Here is a 14,320-nt window from a genome sequence, read left to right on the forward strand (position 1 = left end):
GCGGGTGGCGGACGGTAGGCCAGCGGACCGGTGGCAACCGGCCCGTCGGCGTCTCACAGGTACTTGCTTGGTGCTGCGCCCCAGGCAGGGGGGCGCGGGTTCAGGCCGCCGGCTCGTTGATGCCGAGCACCGGGCGGTCGTGGCTGCCGACCCAGCGCGGGCCTTGCGGGCCGTACACCCCGGCGGATTCCGGGAAGGTGCGCAACAGGGTCAGGTAGAGCAGGGCGGCCAGGCCCAGGGTCACCGGCAGGCTGATGTCGATGCCGCCGGCCAGGTCGCCCAGCGGGCCGACGAACTGGCCCGGCAGGTTGACGAAGCACAGGCCGAGGATCGCGCTGGGGATCCAGGCGCCCATGCCGCGCCAGTTCCAGCCGTGGTGGAACCAGTAGGCGCCGCCTTGCTGGCCGCGGGTGAACACCTGCAGGTCGTCGGCGTGGTAGAAGCCGCGGCGGGTGATCAGGCCGAGGATCATGATCACCATCCAGGGGCTGGTGCAGGTGATGATCAGCACGGCGAAGGTGGACACGCTCTGCACCAGGTTGGCGGCGAAGCGGCCGATGAAGATGAAGGCGATGGACAGCAGGCCGATGAACAGGGTGGCCTGCACGCGGTTGAGCAGCCGCGGGAACACGCTGGACATGTCCAGGCCGGTGCCGTACAGCGAGGTGGTGCCGGTGGACATGCCGCCGATGGTGGCGATCAGGCACACCGGCAGGAAGAACCAGCTCGGCGAGATGGCCAGCAGGCCGCCGACGTAGTTGTTCGCGGCGATGTAGTCCGGCGCCTTGACGGCCACGATGGTGGCGGTGACCAGGCCGAAGAAGAACGGGATCAGCGTGGCCAGCTGCGACAGCAGCACCGCCAGCATGATGCGCTGCTTGGAGGCCTGGCGCGGGATGTAGCGGGCCCAGTCGCCGAGGAAGGCGCCGAAGGACACCGGGTTGCTCATGGCCAGCAGGGTGGCGCCGATGAAGGCGGCCCAGAAGCCCTCGCTACCCAGCTGCACGCTGCCGGCGTAGCCGGCGTCGAAGGGGCCGGCGAAGGCGAACACGCCCAGCAGGAACAGCAGGCTGGCGGCCCACACGGCGATCTTGTTGACCAGCAGCATGAAGCGGAAGCCATAGATGCACACGGTCAGCACCAGCACCGCGAACAGGCCGTAGGCCAGGCCCAGGGTCAGGTCGGTTTCCGGCAGGCCGAACAGGCGCTTGGCGCCGCCGACCAGGGCATCGCCCGAGCTCCATACGGACAGCGAGAAGAAGGCGATGGCGGTGAGCAGCGACAGGAACGAACCGACGATCCGCCCGTGCACGCCGAAGTGCGCACCCGAGGAGACCGCGTTGTTGGTGCCGTTGATCGGGCCGAACAGGCCCATGGGCGCCAGGATCAGCGCGCCGACCAGCACGCCCAGGACGATGGCCCAGGCGCCGGCCTGGAACGACAGCCCGAAGAGCACCGGGAAGCTGCCGAGCACGGCGGTGGCGAAGGTGTTGGCGCCACCGAAGATCATGCGGAACAGGTCGGTGGGCGTGGCGTTGCGCTCGGCGTCGGGAATCTGTTCGACGCCGAAGGTCTCGATGGTCGTGATTGCGTGTGCGTTGTTCTTGTTATCCATGACTTCCTCCCGGGAAAGTCCTGCCTCATGGCGTCGGCGACAGGTGCTCGTGGACGGCCAGCCAGCGGCCTTGTTGTTGTTCACGGCGGAAGACGATGGTCTCCCGCTCGTGGTTCAGGCTCTCCGTTCCCTGGATGCGCAGCCGCGTGGCGACGTCGTGGCTGAAGATCGCCACGTCCTCGCCCTGCAGGCTGACAAAGGTGTTGCTGGACTGGCAGTCGAGGACCTCGAAGCCGTCGTCACGCAACCAGCCCTCCCACACCTCGCGGTAGGCCGCGCGGGTGCGCAGCGGCTGCGGCCAGTTGTGGAAGATGAAGCTGGCGTCTTCGCTGAAGGCCGCGAAGTAGGCCTCGGTGTCGGTGCGCGCGAAGGCTGCCACGAGCGCGCGGGCAGCCTCCAGCACCTGTGCTACGCAGGCGTCTTTGTGCATTTGTGGTCACTCAGCGGCGCTGTACGCCCGGGAGGATGCAGAGCATTTCGTACAGCAGGTTGGCGCCGAGCAACGAGGTGTTGCCGGTGGTGTCGTAGGGCGGGGAGACCTCGACCAGGTCGCAGCCGATGATGTCCAGGCCCTGGCAGCCACGCACGATCTCCATCGCCTGGATGGTGGTCAGGCCGCCGATTTCCGGGGTGCCGGTACCGGGCGCCCAGGCCGGGTCGATGCCGTCGATGTCGAAGGACAGGTACACCGGGCCGCCGCCGACCTTCTCGCGCACCTCGGCCATCAGCGGGGCCAGCGACTGGTGCCAGCACTCCTCGGCCTGCACCACGCGGAAGCCCTGCTTGCGGCTCCAGTTGAAGTCCTCGGCGGTGTAGCCCTGGGCGCGCAGGCCGATCTGCACCACGCGGTCGCAGTCCAGCAGGCCCTCTTCCACGGCGCGGCGGAAGGTGGTGCCGTGGGCGATCTTCTCGCCGAACATGTGGTCGTTGACGTCGGCGTGGGCGTCGATGTGGACCAGGCCGACCTTGCCATGCTTCTTGTGGATGGCGCGCAGGATCGGCAGGGTGATGGTGTGGTCGCCGCCAAGGGTCAGCGGGACGATGCCGTGGTCGAGGATCTTGTCGTAGGCCTCCTCGATGATGCGCACCGCCTCCAGCAGGTTGAAGGTGTTGATCGCCACGTCACCGATGTCGGCGATGTTCAGCGAGTCGAAGGGCGCAGCGCCAGTGGCCATGTTGTACGGGCGGATCATCACCGATTCGGCGCGGATCTCGCGGGGCCCGAAACGGGTGCCGGAGCGCAGGGAGGTGCCGATGTCCAGGGGCACGCCGACGAAGGCGGCGTCGAGCTCGTTGAGCTCCTCGGGGGCCTGGATATGCGGCAGGCGCATCATGGTGGCGATGCCGCCGAAGCGCGGCATTTCGTTTCCGCCCAGGGGCTGGTGGAGTTTCTTGTCCATGGGTAGGCCTCACGGGATTCGCTGTTTTCGTGGAAACAGGCTTGTTGATACTGAGGCCGGATTCTGGTCATGCCCGGTAGTGGGAAAAATCGCTGGCTACAAATAATCAGTTCAGAGTTTTCTAAACTTATTTCCGCGGCTAGACTGCGTTGCCCTGTCGCAGCCCCCTCGGCGCCGGGCCCGCCGCATGTGACTTGCAGGTCGGGCGACGACGAACGGTCTGGCCCGGTGCCAGTCCACGGACGGCTGAACTGGAGCCTCTTCACCCCGAATTCCGGAGCCCTTCATGAGCGCCAGCGCCCTGCCCGACGTCAAGCTTCTGCGGATTTTCGCCTGCGTGGTGCGCAACCAGGGCTTCGCCTCGGCGCAGCAGGAGCTGAACCTGTCCACCTCGGCGATCAGCACCTACATGAGCCAGTTGGAGAACCAGCTGGGCATCGTGCTCTGCCACCGTGGCCGCGGCGGCTTCGGCCTGACCAGCAAGGGCGAGCTGTTCCACCAGGAAACCCTGCGCATCCTCGGCGAACTGGAAGGCTTCGAGCGCTATGCGGCCACCCTCAAGGGCGAGTTGCGCGGCACCCTCAACCTCGGCGTGCTGGACTCCACCGTGAGCGACCCGGCGCTGCCGCTGGCCGACGTCATCGGCTCCTTCAGCGGCCTGCACCCGGCTGTGCACCTGCACCTGCAGGTGCAGAGCCCCTACGAACTGCAACTGGCGGTGCTGGACAACCGCCTGGACCTCGCCATCGGCTCCTTCTTCAGCCGCATGAACGGCCTGGTCTACCAGCCGCTGTACCGCGAGCAGCACTGGCTGTACTGCAGCGACCGCCACCCGCTGTTCGACGGCCGGCGCATCCCCGCCGAGCTGATTACCCAGCAACGCATGGTCGGCCGCGGCTACTGGAGCCAGGCGGAACTGGCGCGCCACGGCTTCAAGCACAGTGCGGCGACGGTGGAGAGCATGGAGGCGCAACTGATCCTGATCCTCTCCGGCGGCTACATCGGCTACCTGCCCGAACACTACGCGCACCCCTGGGTGGAGCAGGGCAGGCTGCGCGCGCTGCTGCCGGCCACCTTCGGCTACCAGGCGCCGTTCTCGCTGATCCTGCGCCGCGGCCGCTCCCGCGAGCCGCTGATCCAGAACTTCCGCGACCTGCTGCGCACGCAGCCGGGCAAGCCATGAGCCGCGCCCGCTGCGAACGCTGCCTGCGGCCGCAGGGCCATTGCCTGTGCGCGCTGATCCCGCATCTGGACAACCGCACCCGCATACTCCTGCTGCAGCACCCCAGCGAAGTCGGCCACGCCCTGAACACCGCGCGCCTGGCGGCCCTCGGCCTGGCCAACGCCGAACTGCGGGTGGGCGAGGATTTCAGTGACCTCGACCTCTCCGCCGAGGACGCCTGGCTGCTGTTCCCCGGCGAAAGCGCCATCCCCCTCGCCGAACTGGCCACCCGCCCGGCCACCCGGCCGCGCCTGCTGGTGGTGCCCGACGGCACCTGGCGCAAGGCGCGCAAGCTGCTGCACCTCAACCCGCACCTGGCGGCCCTGCCGCGGCTGGTCCTGCCCGAGGGCCTGAGCTCGCGCTACCGCCTGCGCAAGGCGCCGGCCGAAGGCGCGCTGTCGACCATCGAGGCGGTGGCGCATGTGTTGAACGCCCTGGATGCGCCGCAATCCTTCGACGCGCTGCTGCGCCCGTTCGAGGCGCTGATCGACGGGCAGATCGCGGCGATGGGGGAGGAGACTTTCCAGCGCAACCACCAGCGCGAGTTGAAACCCCGGCATGAATCGTAGGGCGCATAACCGTTCGCGGTTATCCGCCGACACACCGCGGCCACAGCCAACGCCAAGGTCGGCCCCGGAGCCGCCGGGAACCGAGGCCAAACGGCGGATAACGCCTCAGGCGTTATGCGCCCTACAAGACAGGATGCAACCATGCTCATTCGCCAGCGCTTCGCCGCGGACAACCCGACCCTGCTGGATATCTGGTTGCGCGCGGTGCGCGCCACCCACGACTTCATCGGTGAGGCCGACATCGCCGAACTGCTGCCCCAGGTGCGCGACCTCTACCTGCCGGCGGTGGAGGTGTGGGTTGCCGTGGACGGCGACGATCAGCCCCTGGGCTTCATCGGCCTCGATGAAAACCATGTGGAAATGCTCTTCATCGACCCCGAGCGCCGCGGGCAGGGCATAGGTACCGCGCTGCTCGACTTCCTGCGCGAGACGCGCGGCGTGCTGACTGTCGACGTCAACGAGCAGAACCCGCAGGCGGTGGGGTTCTACCGGCACTACGGCTTCCACGACACCGGCCGCTCCGAGACCGACGGGCAGGGCCGGCCGTTTCCGCTGCTGCACATGAGCCTGTAGGGAAGAACCGGCCTGGCGGCCGGATCGCGGACGGAGTCCGCTCCTACGCCCGTGCCTCTTGGAACCGTAGGAGCAACTGTCTTGCAGTCCGCGCCGGGGTGCTCTTTGTAGGAGCGGGCAGGGCCCGCCCTCAGGCCAACTGCTCCGCCACCAGGAAGCTGTCGAAGTGGATGCTCCTGGCGCCCAGCCGCAGCAGGCTGTCGCTGAACAGTTCGCTGCGGGTGGCGCCGCAGTCCCAGGCGGCTTCCCAGTCCTCGCGGCTGCGCCAGTGCACGCAGCCGAGCAGGTGGCGGCCATCGTCGCTGGCGCGCAGTTCCGCGCCCAGGTAGCCCGGGGCCTGGTGGAACAGCTCGCGCAGCTGTTCCAGGTAGCGGCCCAGGCGCTCGGCGATGTCGGCCTGCTGCGCCGTCGCCACCTCGATGTCGATCAACAGGGCGAAATGCGCCGGGCTCTCGGCGTGTTGGGCGTCGGTGCTGCAGTAGGCGCTGGGAATGATCATGGATGGCTCCTGGGCTTGAAGGCAGACGCAGGCGAGGGTAAAACCTCAACTTAACTTGAGGTCAAGCCCGCCATGCCGAGAAAACCTTCGAACCCGCACGTACCCCATGAGCTGAGCGTCGGCGAGCTGGCCAGGCGCGCCGGCGTGGCCGTGTCCGCGCTGCATTTCTACGAGGCCAGGGGGCTGATCCACAGCACCCGCAACGCCGGCAACCAGCGCCGCTACCCGCGCGACGTGCTGCGCCGGGTGGCGGTGATCAAGGTGGCGCAGCGCGTCGGAATTCCGCTGAACGAGATCGCCGAGGCCCTGGCCAGCCTGCCCAGCGCTCGCGCGCCCATGGCCGCCGACTGGGCGCGGCTGTCGGCGCGCTGGCGCGACGACCTGGACGAACGCATCGCCAAGCTGGTGCTGCTGCGCGACCAGCTCAACGGCTGCATCGGTTGCGGTTGCCTGTCGCTGGAGAGCTGCCCGTTGCGCAACCCCGGCGACAGGCTGGCGCAGGAAGGGCCGGGGGCGCACTGGCAGGGGCCGGCTCAGCCGCCGGACAGTTCCCGGGCGTAGACTTCGCGGTCGACGTTGCCGCCGCTGAGCACCAGGCCCACCTTCAGCCCGCGCAGCGCCTCGCGCTCCTGCAGGGCCGCGGCCAGCGCAGCGGCGCCCGCGCCCTCGGCGACGTTGTGGGTGGCGGTGAACAGCAGGCGCATGGCCGCGCCGACTTCCGCGTCGCTGACCTGGACGAAATGGTCGGCGCCGCCGCGGATCATCGCCACCGCATTCGGCTCCGGCGTGGTGCAGGCCATGCCGTCGGCCAACTGCGTGCTGGTGGCGTGGAACACCGGCTCGCCGGCGGCGAAGGACAGCGCGTAGGCCGGCGCATGGCTGGAGACCACGCCGACGATGCGCGTCTTCAGGCCCAGGGCGTCGCGCGCGGCGATCATCCCGCAGATGCCCGAGCCCATGCCCACCGGCACGTAGCACACGTCCAGGCCGGGCAGGGCGCGCAGCAGTTCCAGGCTGTAGCTGGCCACCCCGGCCACCAGCCAGGGGTGGAACGAGGGGATCAGGTGCAGGCCGTCGCGCTCGGCCAGTTCGCCGGCGTATTCGCGGGAGGCCTGGAAGTCCTCGCCGTGCTCGATCAGGTTGGCGCCCAGGGCGCGCATGGCGGCGTTCTTCTCGCGGCTGTTGCCGTGGGGCACGACTATGGTCGCCGGCATGCCCAGGCGCGCCGCGGCGAAGGCGATGGACTGGCCGTGGTTGCCGCGGGTGGCGCTGATCACCCCGGCCGGGCAGGGGGCCTGGGCCGCCAGGTGGTGGAAGTAGACCAGCCCGCCGCGCAGTTTGAAGGCGCCCACCGGCGAATGGTTCTCGTGCTTCACCCAGGCTTCGCAGCCCAGGGCTTCCACCAGCAGGGGCCAGCGGATCTGCGGGGTGGGCGGCAGGCTGCGGTGGACGATGGCGGCGGCGGCTTCGAGGGCGGGCAGGCTGAGCGGCATGGGGGTTCTCCTATGGGAAGAAGCCAGTCTAGGGCGGCGTGCCGAAGATGCGACAGGTACAGCTGGGGAGAGGATTTTTCGCCGGCCCGTAGCGGGGCTTCCGACCATGAGCGTCCGAGTGTGCCGCCGGACCGGAACAGTTGTGCCGCCGAACTGTTCCTGTCGAGCGCCCCCGGCGCTGGCATAGCATGGCTGACCGCACACGCGAAGGGCTGTCCTCCATGCACGTTTCCTCCGGCCGCTGGCAATTCGGCCTGTTCCTCTCCCTGGTCACCGCCGTGCTCTGGGGCATCCTGCCGATCAAGCTGAAGGAAGTCCTGAAGGTGATGGACCCGGTGACCGTCACCTGGTTCCGCCTGGTGGCCGCCGGCGGCGTGCTGTTCGTCTGGCTGGCCGTGCGCGGGCAGCTGCCGCGCTTCCGCCCGCTGGGCCGGCGCGGCGGCGGCCTGGTGCTGCTGGCGGTGCTGGGGCTGACCGGCAACTACGTGTTCTACCTGGTCGGCCTGCGCCTGCTCACCCCGGGGACTACCCAGCTGGTGATCCAGATCGCGCCCATCCTGCTGCTGCTCGGCAGCCTGTTCGTCTTCAAGGAAAGCTTCAGCCTCGGCCAGGGGCTGGGCCTGCTGGTGCTGCTGGGCGGCTTCGCGCTGTTCTTCAACCAGCGCCTCGGGGAGCTGTTCGGCTCGCTGGGCGACTACACCCTGGGCGTACTGGTGGTGGTGTTCGCGGCTTTCGTCTGGACCTTCTACGGCCTGGCGCAGAAGCAGCTGCTGACGCAGTGGAACTCGCTGCAGGTGATGATGGTGATCTACCTCGGCTGCGCGCTGCTGCTCAGCCCCTGGGCGCAGCCGCAGCAGGTGCTGCTGCTGAACGGCGTGCAGGCCTGGCTGCTGCTGGCCTGCTGCCTGAACACCCTGGTGGCCTATGGCGCCTTCGCCGAGGCCCTGGCCCACTGGGAAGCCTCGCGGGTCAGCGCGACCCTGGCGCTGACGCCCCTGGTGACCATCGCCGCGGTGGCCGTGGCGGCCAGCCTGTGGCCCGGGCACCTGCAGCCGGAAAGCCTCAACGGCCTGGCCTACCTGGGGGCGCTGCTGGTGGTCTCGGGCTCGGCGCTGACCGCGCTGGCGCCGTCGCTGCTGCGCAGCTACCGGGCGCGGCGGGCGAGGGCGGCGCTGTCGTCCCTTTAATTTTGCGAGTGATATGCATTATCATTTGTGAAATTGCAGCAGTGGTCCGGCGCGGATGAAGCCGGTGCGGGGACGTTATCGTGAATGCGGGAAGGGTGGCCGACAGGGCCGCGAGGCAGCGGGGGCGGGGCCGTGGATGAAGGCTTCCGCCACTCGGTGGCGCAGGCCTACCAGGCCTTCCATGGCGAGCTGCTGCGCTTTCTGCGCCGCAACCTGGGCAGTTCGGCCGATGCCGCGGACCTGGCCCAGGACACTTTCGCCCAGTGGCTGAAGTCCGCCTCGCGCCAGCAGGTGCGGCAACCGCGCGCCTTCCTCTTCCAGATCGCCCGTAACCTGCTGCGCGACCACTGGCGCCGCCAGGACGGCCGGCGCCCGTCCGCCGCCGACGGCCAGGCGCAGGAAACCGCCGAGCCGGCCAGCGAGGGCCGCGAACCCATGCTGCAACTGGAGCGCCAGCGCTACCTGCGCCACCTGGCCACGGCCCTGGACAGCCTGCCGCCGCGCCGCCGCGAGGCCTTCGTGCTGCACAAGTTCGACGGCCTGTCCCAGGCCGAGGTGGCGCAGCGCATGGGGATATCCCTGAGCATGGTGGAGAAGCACGTGGCCGCCGCCCTGCTGCATTGCAAGCGGCAGATGCAAGGAGAGGACGAGGCATGAGCCCGCAGCAGGAGCGACAGAGGATCATCGACGAACTGGCCGCCAAGTGGTTCAGCCGCCTGCGCGCCGGCGCCGACGAGCGCGAGCGCCAGGCCTGGCGCCAGTGGCTGGCCGAGGACGCGGCGCACGAGCGCGCCTACCGCGCCATCGAAAGCCTGTGGGACGACTTCGACCTGCTGCCGCGCCCGGCCCTGGCGCCGGCTCGCCGTATGCCGCACTGGCGCGGCCTGGCGACTGCCGCGGCGGTGCTGGCTGCCGTGCTGCTCGGCGCCATGCCCTGGGGCCGGCCGCTGGTGGACCCGCAACTGAGCCAGGCCAGCGCCCCTGGTGAGCAGCGCGAGCTGCGCCTGGCCGACGGCTCGCGGCTGTTCCTGGCCGGCGACTCCGCGGTGCGGGTGGACTTCAGCGGCGCCTACCGTGAGGTGCGGCTGCTGCGCGGCGAAGCCTATTTCGAGGTAGCCCATGACAGCGCCCGGCCGTTCCGCGTGCGCGCCGGCGACAGCCGCGTGCGCGTGGTGGGCACGCGCTTCGACCTGCGCCTGGCGGAGGACGGCCTGCAGGTGGCGGTCAACGACGGCAAGGTGGCCCTGCAGCCGCGGTTGGACCAGGCGCGGGAACAGCCCCTGGTGCGCGGCGACCTGGCTCAGGTGGCCGCCGACGGCGCGCTGCGGCTCGAACGCACCGACCCGAACCGGGTGGCTGACTGGCGCGACGGCCTGCTGCGCTTCCGCGAGCGGCCGCTGGGCGAGCTGGTGGAGGAACTCTCGCGCTACCGCGGCGCGCCCATCCGCCTGGGCGACCCGCGCCTGGCGCAGCGGCGGTTGTCCGGCAGCGTGCGCATCGCCCGCCTGGACGACTTCCTCGCCGCCTTGCCGGCGCTGGCGGACGTGCGCGTGCGCCGGCAGGCCGATGGCAGCGCCCTGGTCCTGCCGCGCTGACGGCAAAGAAGAAATATTTTCATTCTCAGGTGTGGGTTCTTCGCATTTTCGCGTCTTCCCCGTCGTTCGCCGCGATCGTGCGGCCCTATCGTCCCCGGGGAGGACTCGCCATGTTGTCTCGCTTCACCCTTCCGCTTTCCCGCCCGCTGGCCTGCGCGGCGCTGCTCGGCGGCCTGCTGCTGGCCGAATACAGCCGCGGCGCCGACCTGCAGCTGGCGCTGCCGGCGCAGCCGCTGAGCGCGGCGCTGGGCCAGTTGGCCGAGCAGGCGCAGGTCCAGGTGCTGTTCGACGAGGCCCAGCTGCAGGGCCTGCAGGCGCCGGCGGTGCAGGGCCGCTACGGCGTGCGCGAAGCCCTGGAGCGCCTGCTGCAGGGTACCTCGCTGGAGCTGGTGGAGGCCGGCCAGGGCTTCGTGGTGCGCCGCCGCGGCAAGGTCGACGCCTTCCAGGACAACGCCCTGCAACTGGACGCGCAGACCATCGTCGGCACCGGCCAGTCGGTGGATGCCAGCAGCGTCGGGCGCTCGACCCTGACGCGCAAGGACATCGAGCGCATCCAGGCCGACAACATCCCCAGCCTGCTCGACACCCTGCCCGGGGTGAGCATGGGCGGCTCGCCCAAGCCCGGCGGGCAGACCGTCAACATCTGGGGCCTGGGCGACGCCGAGGACGTGCCCTTCACCCTCGACGGCGCGCCCAAGAGCGGCTTCGAGCGCTACCAGCAGGGCACCGTGTTCATCGAGCCGGAGCTGATCAAGCGCATCGAGGTGGAGAAGGGCCCGCACTCGGTGTTCAACGGCAACGGCGGCTTCGGCGGCACCGTGCACATGGAGACCAAGGACGCCGGCGACCTGCTGCGCGACGGCAAGGACGTCGGCGCCATGCTCAAGTACGGCTACCACTCCAACGACCAGCAGAAGATCTACAGTGGCGCCGTCTACGGCCGCACAGAGGACCGCAAGGTCGACGCCCTGGCCTACTACACCGTGCGCGACGGCCGCGACATCAAGCTGGCCGGGCACATTCCCGACCCGGAGGGGCGCTACCCGATCAACCCGCAGCGCTTGCCCAACAGCGCCCAGGACCTGGACGCCGGGCTGTTCAAGCTGAACCTGCACCCCAACCCGGACAACGACCTGGGCTTCTCCTACAGCCGCTCGCAAAGCACGCGCTGGACGCCGTTCTCCTCGGCCAGCTACCCGACCCCGCCGACCCAGTCGAGCATCGACAAGTACGGCTACGAGGCCGCGCTCAAGCGCTTGCTGGCGCACCGCGACACCACCGACACCACCTGGTCCGGCAAGTACCAGTACCACCCCATCGACAACCCGCTGGTGGACCTGCTGCTGCAGTATTCCGAGTCCCACGTCGAGCAGACCGACGAGCGCAACCCGGATGCCTTCTTCCAGGTCGCCACCGGCGGGCAGAAGATGGACACCGACTACCGCGACAAGGTGCTGGAGCTGCGCAACACCAGCCTGTTCGACACCGGGCCGCTGCAACACGCCTTCACCGTCGGCGCGCAACTGCACAAGCACACCCGCGACACGCAGATGTACATCCCCGGCTCCACCTACGACACCGCGCGCTACAACTACGGCCGCTTCCAGCCGGCCTTCATGCCCAGCGGCAAGCAGCTCACCCGCAGCGCCTACGTGCAGGACGCGCTGACCTGGGGCAGCGTGACCGTCACCCCGTCGCTGCGCTTCGACCAGGTGCGCAACGCCGGCAAGGCCAATGACGCGCCGCTCTACGACAACCCGGCCCAGGGCCACGACTACAGCGCGCAGACCTACAGCGGTTGGTCGCCGCGCCTGTCGCTGTTCTGGACCGCCACCGAGCGCGTGGCCTTCTTCGCCGACTACTCGCGCACCTGGCGCGCGCCGGTGATCGACGAGCAGTACGAGGTGCAGAACAGCAGCACCATCAGCGCCACCAGCCGCGACCTGGACGCCGAGCGCATCCACGCCCTGCGCCTGGGCAACATCGTCAACCTGCCGGACCTGTTCGTCGCCGGCGACAACCTGCAGGTGCGCACCACGCTGTTCCAGAACAAGATCAAGGACGAGATCTTCCGCACCCGCAGCGTGGCCTGCGAGCAGCAGTCCATCGACGACGGCAGCATCGGCGGCAGCTGCGCCGGCATGCTGCCGCTGAGCAACTACCGCAACCTGCCGGGGGCGACCTACAAGGGCTTCGAGATCGAGAGCTTCTACGACAGCGAGCGGCTGTTCGCCGGGCTGTCGTACAGCTGGGTGGAAGGCAAGCACGACGGCGCCTACAGCAACCCCTGGGGCCCCAACGTCTGGGCCCGCGACGTGCCGCCGGCCAAATGGGTGGCGACCCTCGGCGTGAAGTTCCCCGACTGGGACGCGCAGATGGGCTGGCAGGGCGAGTTCGTCCGCCAGACCGACCGCCTGCCCAGCGACAAGTATTCCGGCGGCATGGGCACCGTGGCGGGCGACAGCTACTGGGACCAGACGGTCAACGACAGCTACGACACCCAGCGCGTCTTCGCCAGCTGGAAGCCGCGGCGCCTGGGCCTGGAGAACACCGAGCTGAACCTCACGGTGGATAACCTGTTCAACCGCGACTACCACCCGGCGCTGTCGGGGGACAACGTCTACAGCCAGGGGCGTAATGCGAAGTTCAGTGTGACTCAGTACTTCTGAGGTTGTGGTGGCGATGGGGATCGCTTTGCTCGGCCCGTCCTATGGGGCGTTGTGTTTGCCGGGGGAGGTGAGTTCCGAAGAGCACCCTCTCCCTAACCCTCTCCCTGAAGGGAGAGGGGACCGTTTGGCGTGCGCGGGTGTTTCGGCGTTAGCCGGCAACTGCGGGATTCCCAACTGACTCCATTTCCCTTCTCGGCACGGACTAGCCCCCTCTCCCTTCAGGGAGAGGGCTGGGGAGAGGGGAAAGCCCGAGCGCCGATGTCATTCCCTGTAGGAGCGCGCCCTGCGCGCGAATCGCGGGCAGGGCCCGCTCCTACAAGTGCATGGCCTCACGGAGCGTGTGGGGGAGCGGAATCGAGCGAGCAGGCCTACGGCCCCTCACCCTAACCCTCTCCCGGAGGGAGAGGGGACCGTTCGGAGTACGTTGGTGTTTCGGCGTTAGCCGGCTAGCACAGGGATTACCGGCTGAAACCAGGCCGTCTCTCGGCACGGACTAGCCCCCTCTCCCTCCGGGAGAGGGCTGGGGTGAGGGGAAAGCCCGAGCGCCGATGTCATTCCCTGTAGGAGCGCGCCCTGCGCGCGAATCGCGGGCAGGGCGCGCTCCTACATTCGCTGGGAATGCCGTATTTCTCCTATAGGAGCGGACTCCGTCCAGGGGCGCTCAACGCCCGCGGATCAGCCGCCAGGCCAGCGCGCCCAGCACCCCGCCGGCCAGCGGCGCGACCCAGAACGCCCACAGTTGCTGCAGCGCCCAGGGATCGGTGAAGGGGGCCACGCCCAGGCTGCGCGCCGGGTTCACCGAGGTGTTGCTGACCGGGATGCTGACCAGGTGGATCAGCGCCAGGGCCAGGCCGATGGCCAGCGGCGCGAAGCCGGCCGGGACGTCGCGGTCGGTGGCGCCCATGATGATGAACAGGAAGACCGCGCTCATCAGCACCTCGCACAGCAGCACCGCCTGCAGGCTGTAGCCGCCCGGCGAATGCTCGGCGTAGCCGTTGGCGGCGAAGCCCTTGAGCGGGTCGAAGCCGGCGGCGCCGCTGGCGATGCAGTAGAGCGCAGCGCCCGCCAGCAGGCCGCCGGCCACCTGGGCCAGCACGTAGGGCAGCAGTTGATGGGCGGGGAAGCGGCCGCCGACGCACAGCCCCAGGCTCACCGCCGGGTTGAAGTGGCCGCCGGAGATCGGCCCCACGGCGTAGGCCATGGTCACCACGGTCAGGCCGAAGGCCAGCGACACCCCCAGCAGGCCGATGCCGACGCTGCCGAATTGCGCGGCCAGCACGGCGCTGCCGCAGCCGCCGAAGACCAGCCAGAAGGTTCCGAGCAGTTCGGCACCGAGTTTGCGAAACATGTTTCCTCCCTAGACAGGCAATGCGCCGCTGGAATGGCGGCGAGGGCCGGGATGCTAGGCGAGGAGGGTGGGAGGGGGCTTTAGGGAACGTCTGGAAAAGCCCCGGCACCCGGGGCGGGCCGACGGAACGGCCGCCGGCCTGCCCGGGGG

General features: G+C 69.3%; 14 protein-coding genes. 8 read left to right on the forward strand and 6 right to left on the reverse strand.

Going from position 1 to position 14,320, the window contains the following annotated elements; all coding sequences use genetic code 11:
• Nucleotides 1-100: 100 nt before the first annotated feature.
• Genes PKO50_RS06940 through speB form a run of 3 tightly spaced genes read right to left on the reverse strand, consistent with a single transcriptional unit; the run spans nucleotide 101 to nucleotide 3,015 of the window.
• Entirely contained in the window at nucleotides 101-1,615 is a 1,515-nt protein-coding gene (locus tag PKO50_RS06940) for a cytosine permease (protein WP_109936120.1), read from the reverse strand.
• Between the two features lie 25 nt (nucleotides 1,616-1,640).
• Nucleotides 1,641-2,045 carry a nuclear transport factor 2 family protein gene (locus tag PKO50_RS06945; protein WP_109936119.1) on the reverse strand — a complete coding sequence of 135 codons (405 nt, stop codon included), beginning with the start codon at nucleotides 2,043-2,045 and terminating at the stop codon, nucleotides 1,641-1,643.
• Between the two features lie 10 nt (nucleotides 2,046-2,055).
• The gene (gene speB, locus PKO50_RS06950) at nucleotides 2,056-3,015 is read right to left on the reverse strand and encodes an agmatinase (protein WP_089393601.1); all 960 of its coding nucleotides are present in this window, start codon (nucleotides 3,013-3,015) and stop codon (nucleotides 2,056-2,058) included.
• Nucleotides 3,016-3,301: 286 nt separating this feature from the next.
• Between speB and PKO50_RS06955 the strand changes: the two genes are divergently transcribed.
• From PKO50_RS06955 to PKO50_RS06965, 3 genes are all read left to right on the forward strand, one after another.
• Nucleotides 3,302-4,198 carry a LysR family transcriptional regulator gene (locus tag PKO50_RS06955; RefSeq protein ID WP_089393600.1) on the forward strand — a complete coding sequence of 299 codons (897 nt, stop codon included), beginning with the start codon at nucleotides 3,302-3,304 and terminating at the stop codon, nucleotides 4,196-4,198.
• Nucleotides 4,195-4,806, forward strand: a complete 612-nt coding sequence (locus tag PKO50_RS06960; protein WP_275629208.1) for a DTW domain-containing protein — start codon at nucleotides 4,195-4,197, stop codon at nucleotides 4,804-4,806. Before PKO50_RS06955 ends, PKO50_RS06960 begins: the two co-directional genes overlap by 4 nt.
• 141 nt (nucleotides 4,807-4,947) lie before the next feature.
• Nucleotides 4,948-5,379, forward strand: a complete 432-nt coding sequence (locus PKO50_RS06965; protein WP_275629209.1) for an acetyltransferase — start codon at nucleotides 4,948-4,950, stop codon at nucleotides 5,377-5,379.
• Nucleotides 5,380-5,509: 130 nt separating this feature from the next.
• Here the strand turns inward: PKO50_RS06965 and PKO50_RS06970 are convergent, their stop codons facing one another.
• Nucleotides 5,510-5,878: an antibiotic biosynthesis monooxygenase gene (locus PKO50_RS06970; RefSeq protein ID WP_109936115.1), complete on the reverse strand. Its 369-nt coding sequence runs from the start codon at nucleotides 5,876-5,878 to the stop codon at nucleotides 5,510-5,512.
• A 72-nt stretch (nucleotides 5,879-5,950) separates the two neighbouring features.
• Between PKO50_RS06970 and soxR the strand changes: the two genes are divergently transcribed.
• On the forward strand, nucleotides 5,951-6,439 hold the full coding sequence (gene soxR / locus PKO50_RS06975; protein WP_109936114.1) for a redox-sensitive transcriptional activator SoxR: 489 nt from the start codon (nucleotides 5,951-5,953) through the stop codon (nucleotides 6,437-6,439).
• Here soxR and PKO50_RS06980 read toward each other — a convergent pair.
• Nucleotides 6,412-7,371, reverse strand: coding sequence for a threonine dehydratase (locus PKO50_RS06980; protein ID WP_275629210.1), 960 nt, complete (start codon nucleotides 7,369-7,371; stop codon nucleotides 6,412-6,414). The genes soxR and PKO50_RS06980 overlap by 28 nt on opposite strands.
• Nucleotides 7,372-7,592: 221 nt before the next feature.
• Between PKO50_RS06980 and PKO50_RS06985 the strand changes: the two genes are divergently transcribed.
• The 4 genes from PKO50_RS06985 to PKO50_RS07000 all read left to right on the forward strand — a co-directional run bounded on the left by PKO50_RS06985 (nucleotide 7,593) and on the right by PKO50_RS07000 (nucleotide 12,822).
• A complete protein-coding gene (locus tag PKO50_RS06985) occupies nucleotides 7,593-8,558 on the forward strand; it encodes a DMT family transporter (RefSeq protein WP_275630433.1) in 966 nt (321 codons plus the stop codon).
• Between the two features lie 132 nt (nucleotides 8,559-8,690).
• Entirely contained in the window at nucleotides 8,691-9,215 is a 525-nt protein-coding gene (locus PKO50_RS06990; protein WP_275629211.1) for an RNA polymerase sigma factor, read from the forward strand.
• Nucleotides 9,212-10,153 (forward strand): FecR family protein, encoded by a 942-nt coding sequence (locus tag PKO50_RS06995; protein ID WP_275629212.1) that lies wholly within the window; start codon nucleotides 9,212-9,214, stop codon nucleotides 10,151-10,153. Before PKO50_RS06990 ends, PKO50_RS06995 begins: the two co-directional genes overlap by 4 nt.
• A 110-nt stretch (nucleotides 10,154-10,263) precedes the next feature.
• Nucleotides 10,264-12,822, forward strand: a complete 2,559-nt coding sequence (locus tag PKO50_RS07000; RefSeq protein WP_275629213.1) for a TonB-dependent receptor — start codon at nucleotides 10,264-10,266, stop codon at nucleotides 12,820-12,822.
• A gap of 661 nt (nucleotides 12,823-13,483) precedes the next feature.
• Here PKO50_RS07000 and aqpZ read toward each other — a convergent pair.
• Nucleotides 13,484-14,170 carry an aquaporin Z gene (aqpZ, locus tag PKO50_RS07005; protein ID WP_275629214.1) on the reverse strand — a complete coding sequence of 229 codons (687 nt, stop codon included), beginning with the start codon at nucleotides 14,168-14,170 and terminating at the stop codon, nucleotides 13,484-13,486.
• Nucleotides 14,171-14,320 lie beyond the last annotated feature (150 nt).

It is taken from the genome of Pseudomonas sp. 273 (assembly GCF_029201425.1).
Taxonomy (GTDB): domain Bacteria; phylum Pseudomonadota; class Gammaproteobacteria; order Pseudomonadales; family Pseudomonadaceae; genus Pseudomonas; species Pseudomonas delhiensis.

Excerpts from the sequence above, each read along its gene's own strand:
- PKO50_RS06940 (WP_109936120.1), bottom strand. The coding sequence starts at position 1,615 with ATGGATAACAAGAACAACGCACACGCAATCACGACCATCGAGACCTTC.
- PKO50_RS06945 (WP_109936119.1), bottom strand. The coding sequence starts at position 2,045 with ATGCACAAAGACGCCTGCGTAGCACAGGTGCTGGAGGCTGCCCGCGCG.
- speB (WP_089393601.1), bottom strand. The coding sequence starts at position 3,015 with ATGGACAAGAAACTCCACCAGCCCCTGGGCGGAAACGAAATGCCGCGC.
- PKO50_RS06955 (WP_089393600.1), top strand. The coding sequence starts at position 3,302 with ATGAGCGCCAGCGCCCTGCCCGACGTCAAGCTTCTGCGGATTTTCGCC.
- PKO50_RS06960 (WP_275629208.1), top strand. The coding sequence starts at position 4,195 with ATGAGCCGCGCCCGCTGCGAACGCTGCCTGCGGCCGCAGGGCCATTGC.
- PKO50_RS06965 (WP_275629209.1), top strand. The coding sequence starts at position 4,948 with ATGCTCATTCGCCAGCGCTTCGCCGCGGACAACCCGACCCTGCTGGAT.
- PKO50_RS06970 (WP_109936115.1), bottom strand. The coding sequence starts at position 5,878 with ATGATCATTCCCAGCGCCTACTGCAGCACCGACGCCCAACACGCCGAG.
- soxR (WP_109936114.1), top strand. The coding sequence starts at position 5,951 with ATGCCGAGAAAACCTTCGAACCCGCACGTACCCCATGAGCTGAGCGTC.
- PKO50_RS06980 (WP_275629210.1), bottom strand. The coding sequence starts at position 7,371 with ATGCCGCTCAGCCTGCCCGCCCTCGAAGCCGCCGCCGCCATCGTCCAC.
- PKO50_RS06985 (WP_275630433.1), top strand. The coding sequence starts at position 7,593 with ATGCACGTTTCCTCCGGCCGCTGGCAATTCGGCCTGTTCCTCTCCCTG.
- PKO50_RS06995 (WP_275629212.1), top strand. The coding sequence starts at position 9,212 with ATGAGCCCGCAGCAGGAGCGACAGAGGATCATCGACGAACTGGCCGCC.
- PKO50_RS07000 (WP_275629213.1), top strand. The coding sequence starts at position 10,264 with ATGTTGTCTCGCTTCACCCTTCCGCTTTCCCGCCCGCTGGCCTGCGCG.
- aqpZ (WP_275629214.1), bottom strand. The coding sequence starts at position 14,170 with ATGTTTCGCAAACTCGGTGCCGAACTGCTCGGAACCTTCTGGCTGGTC.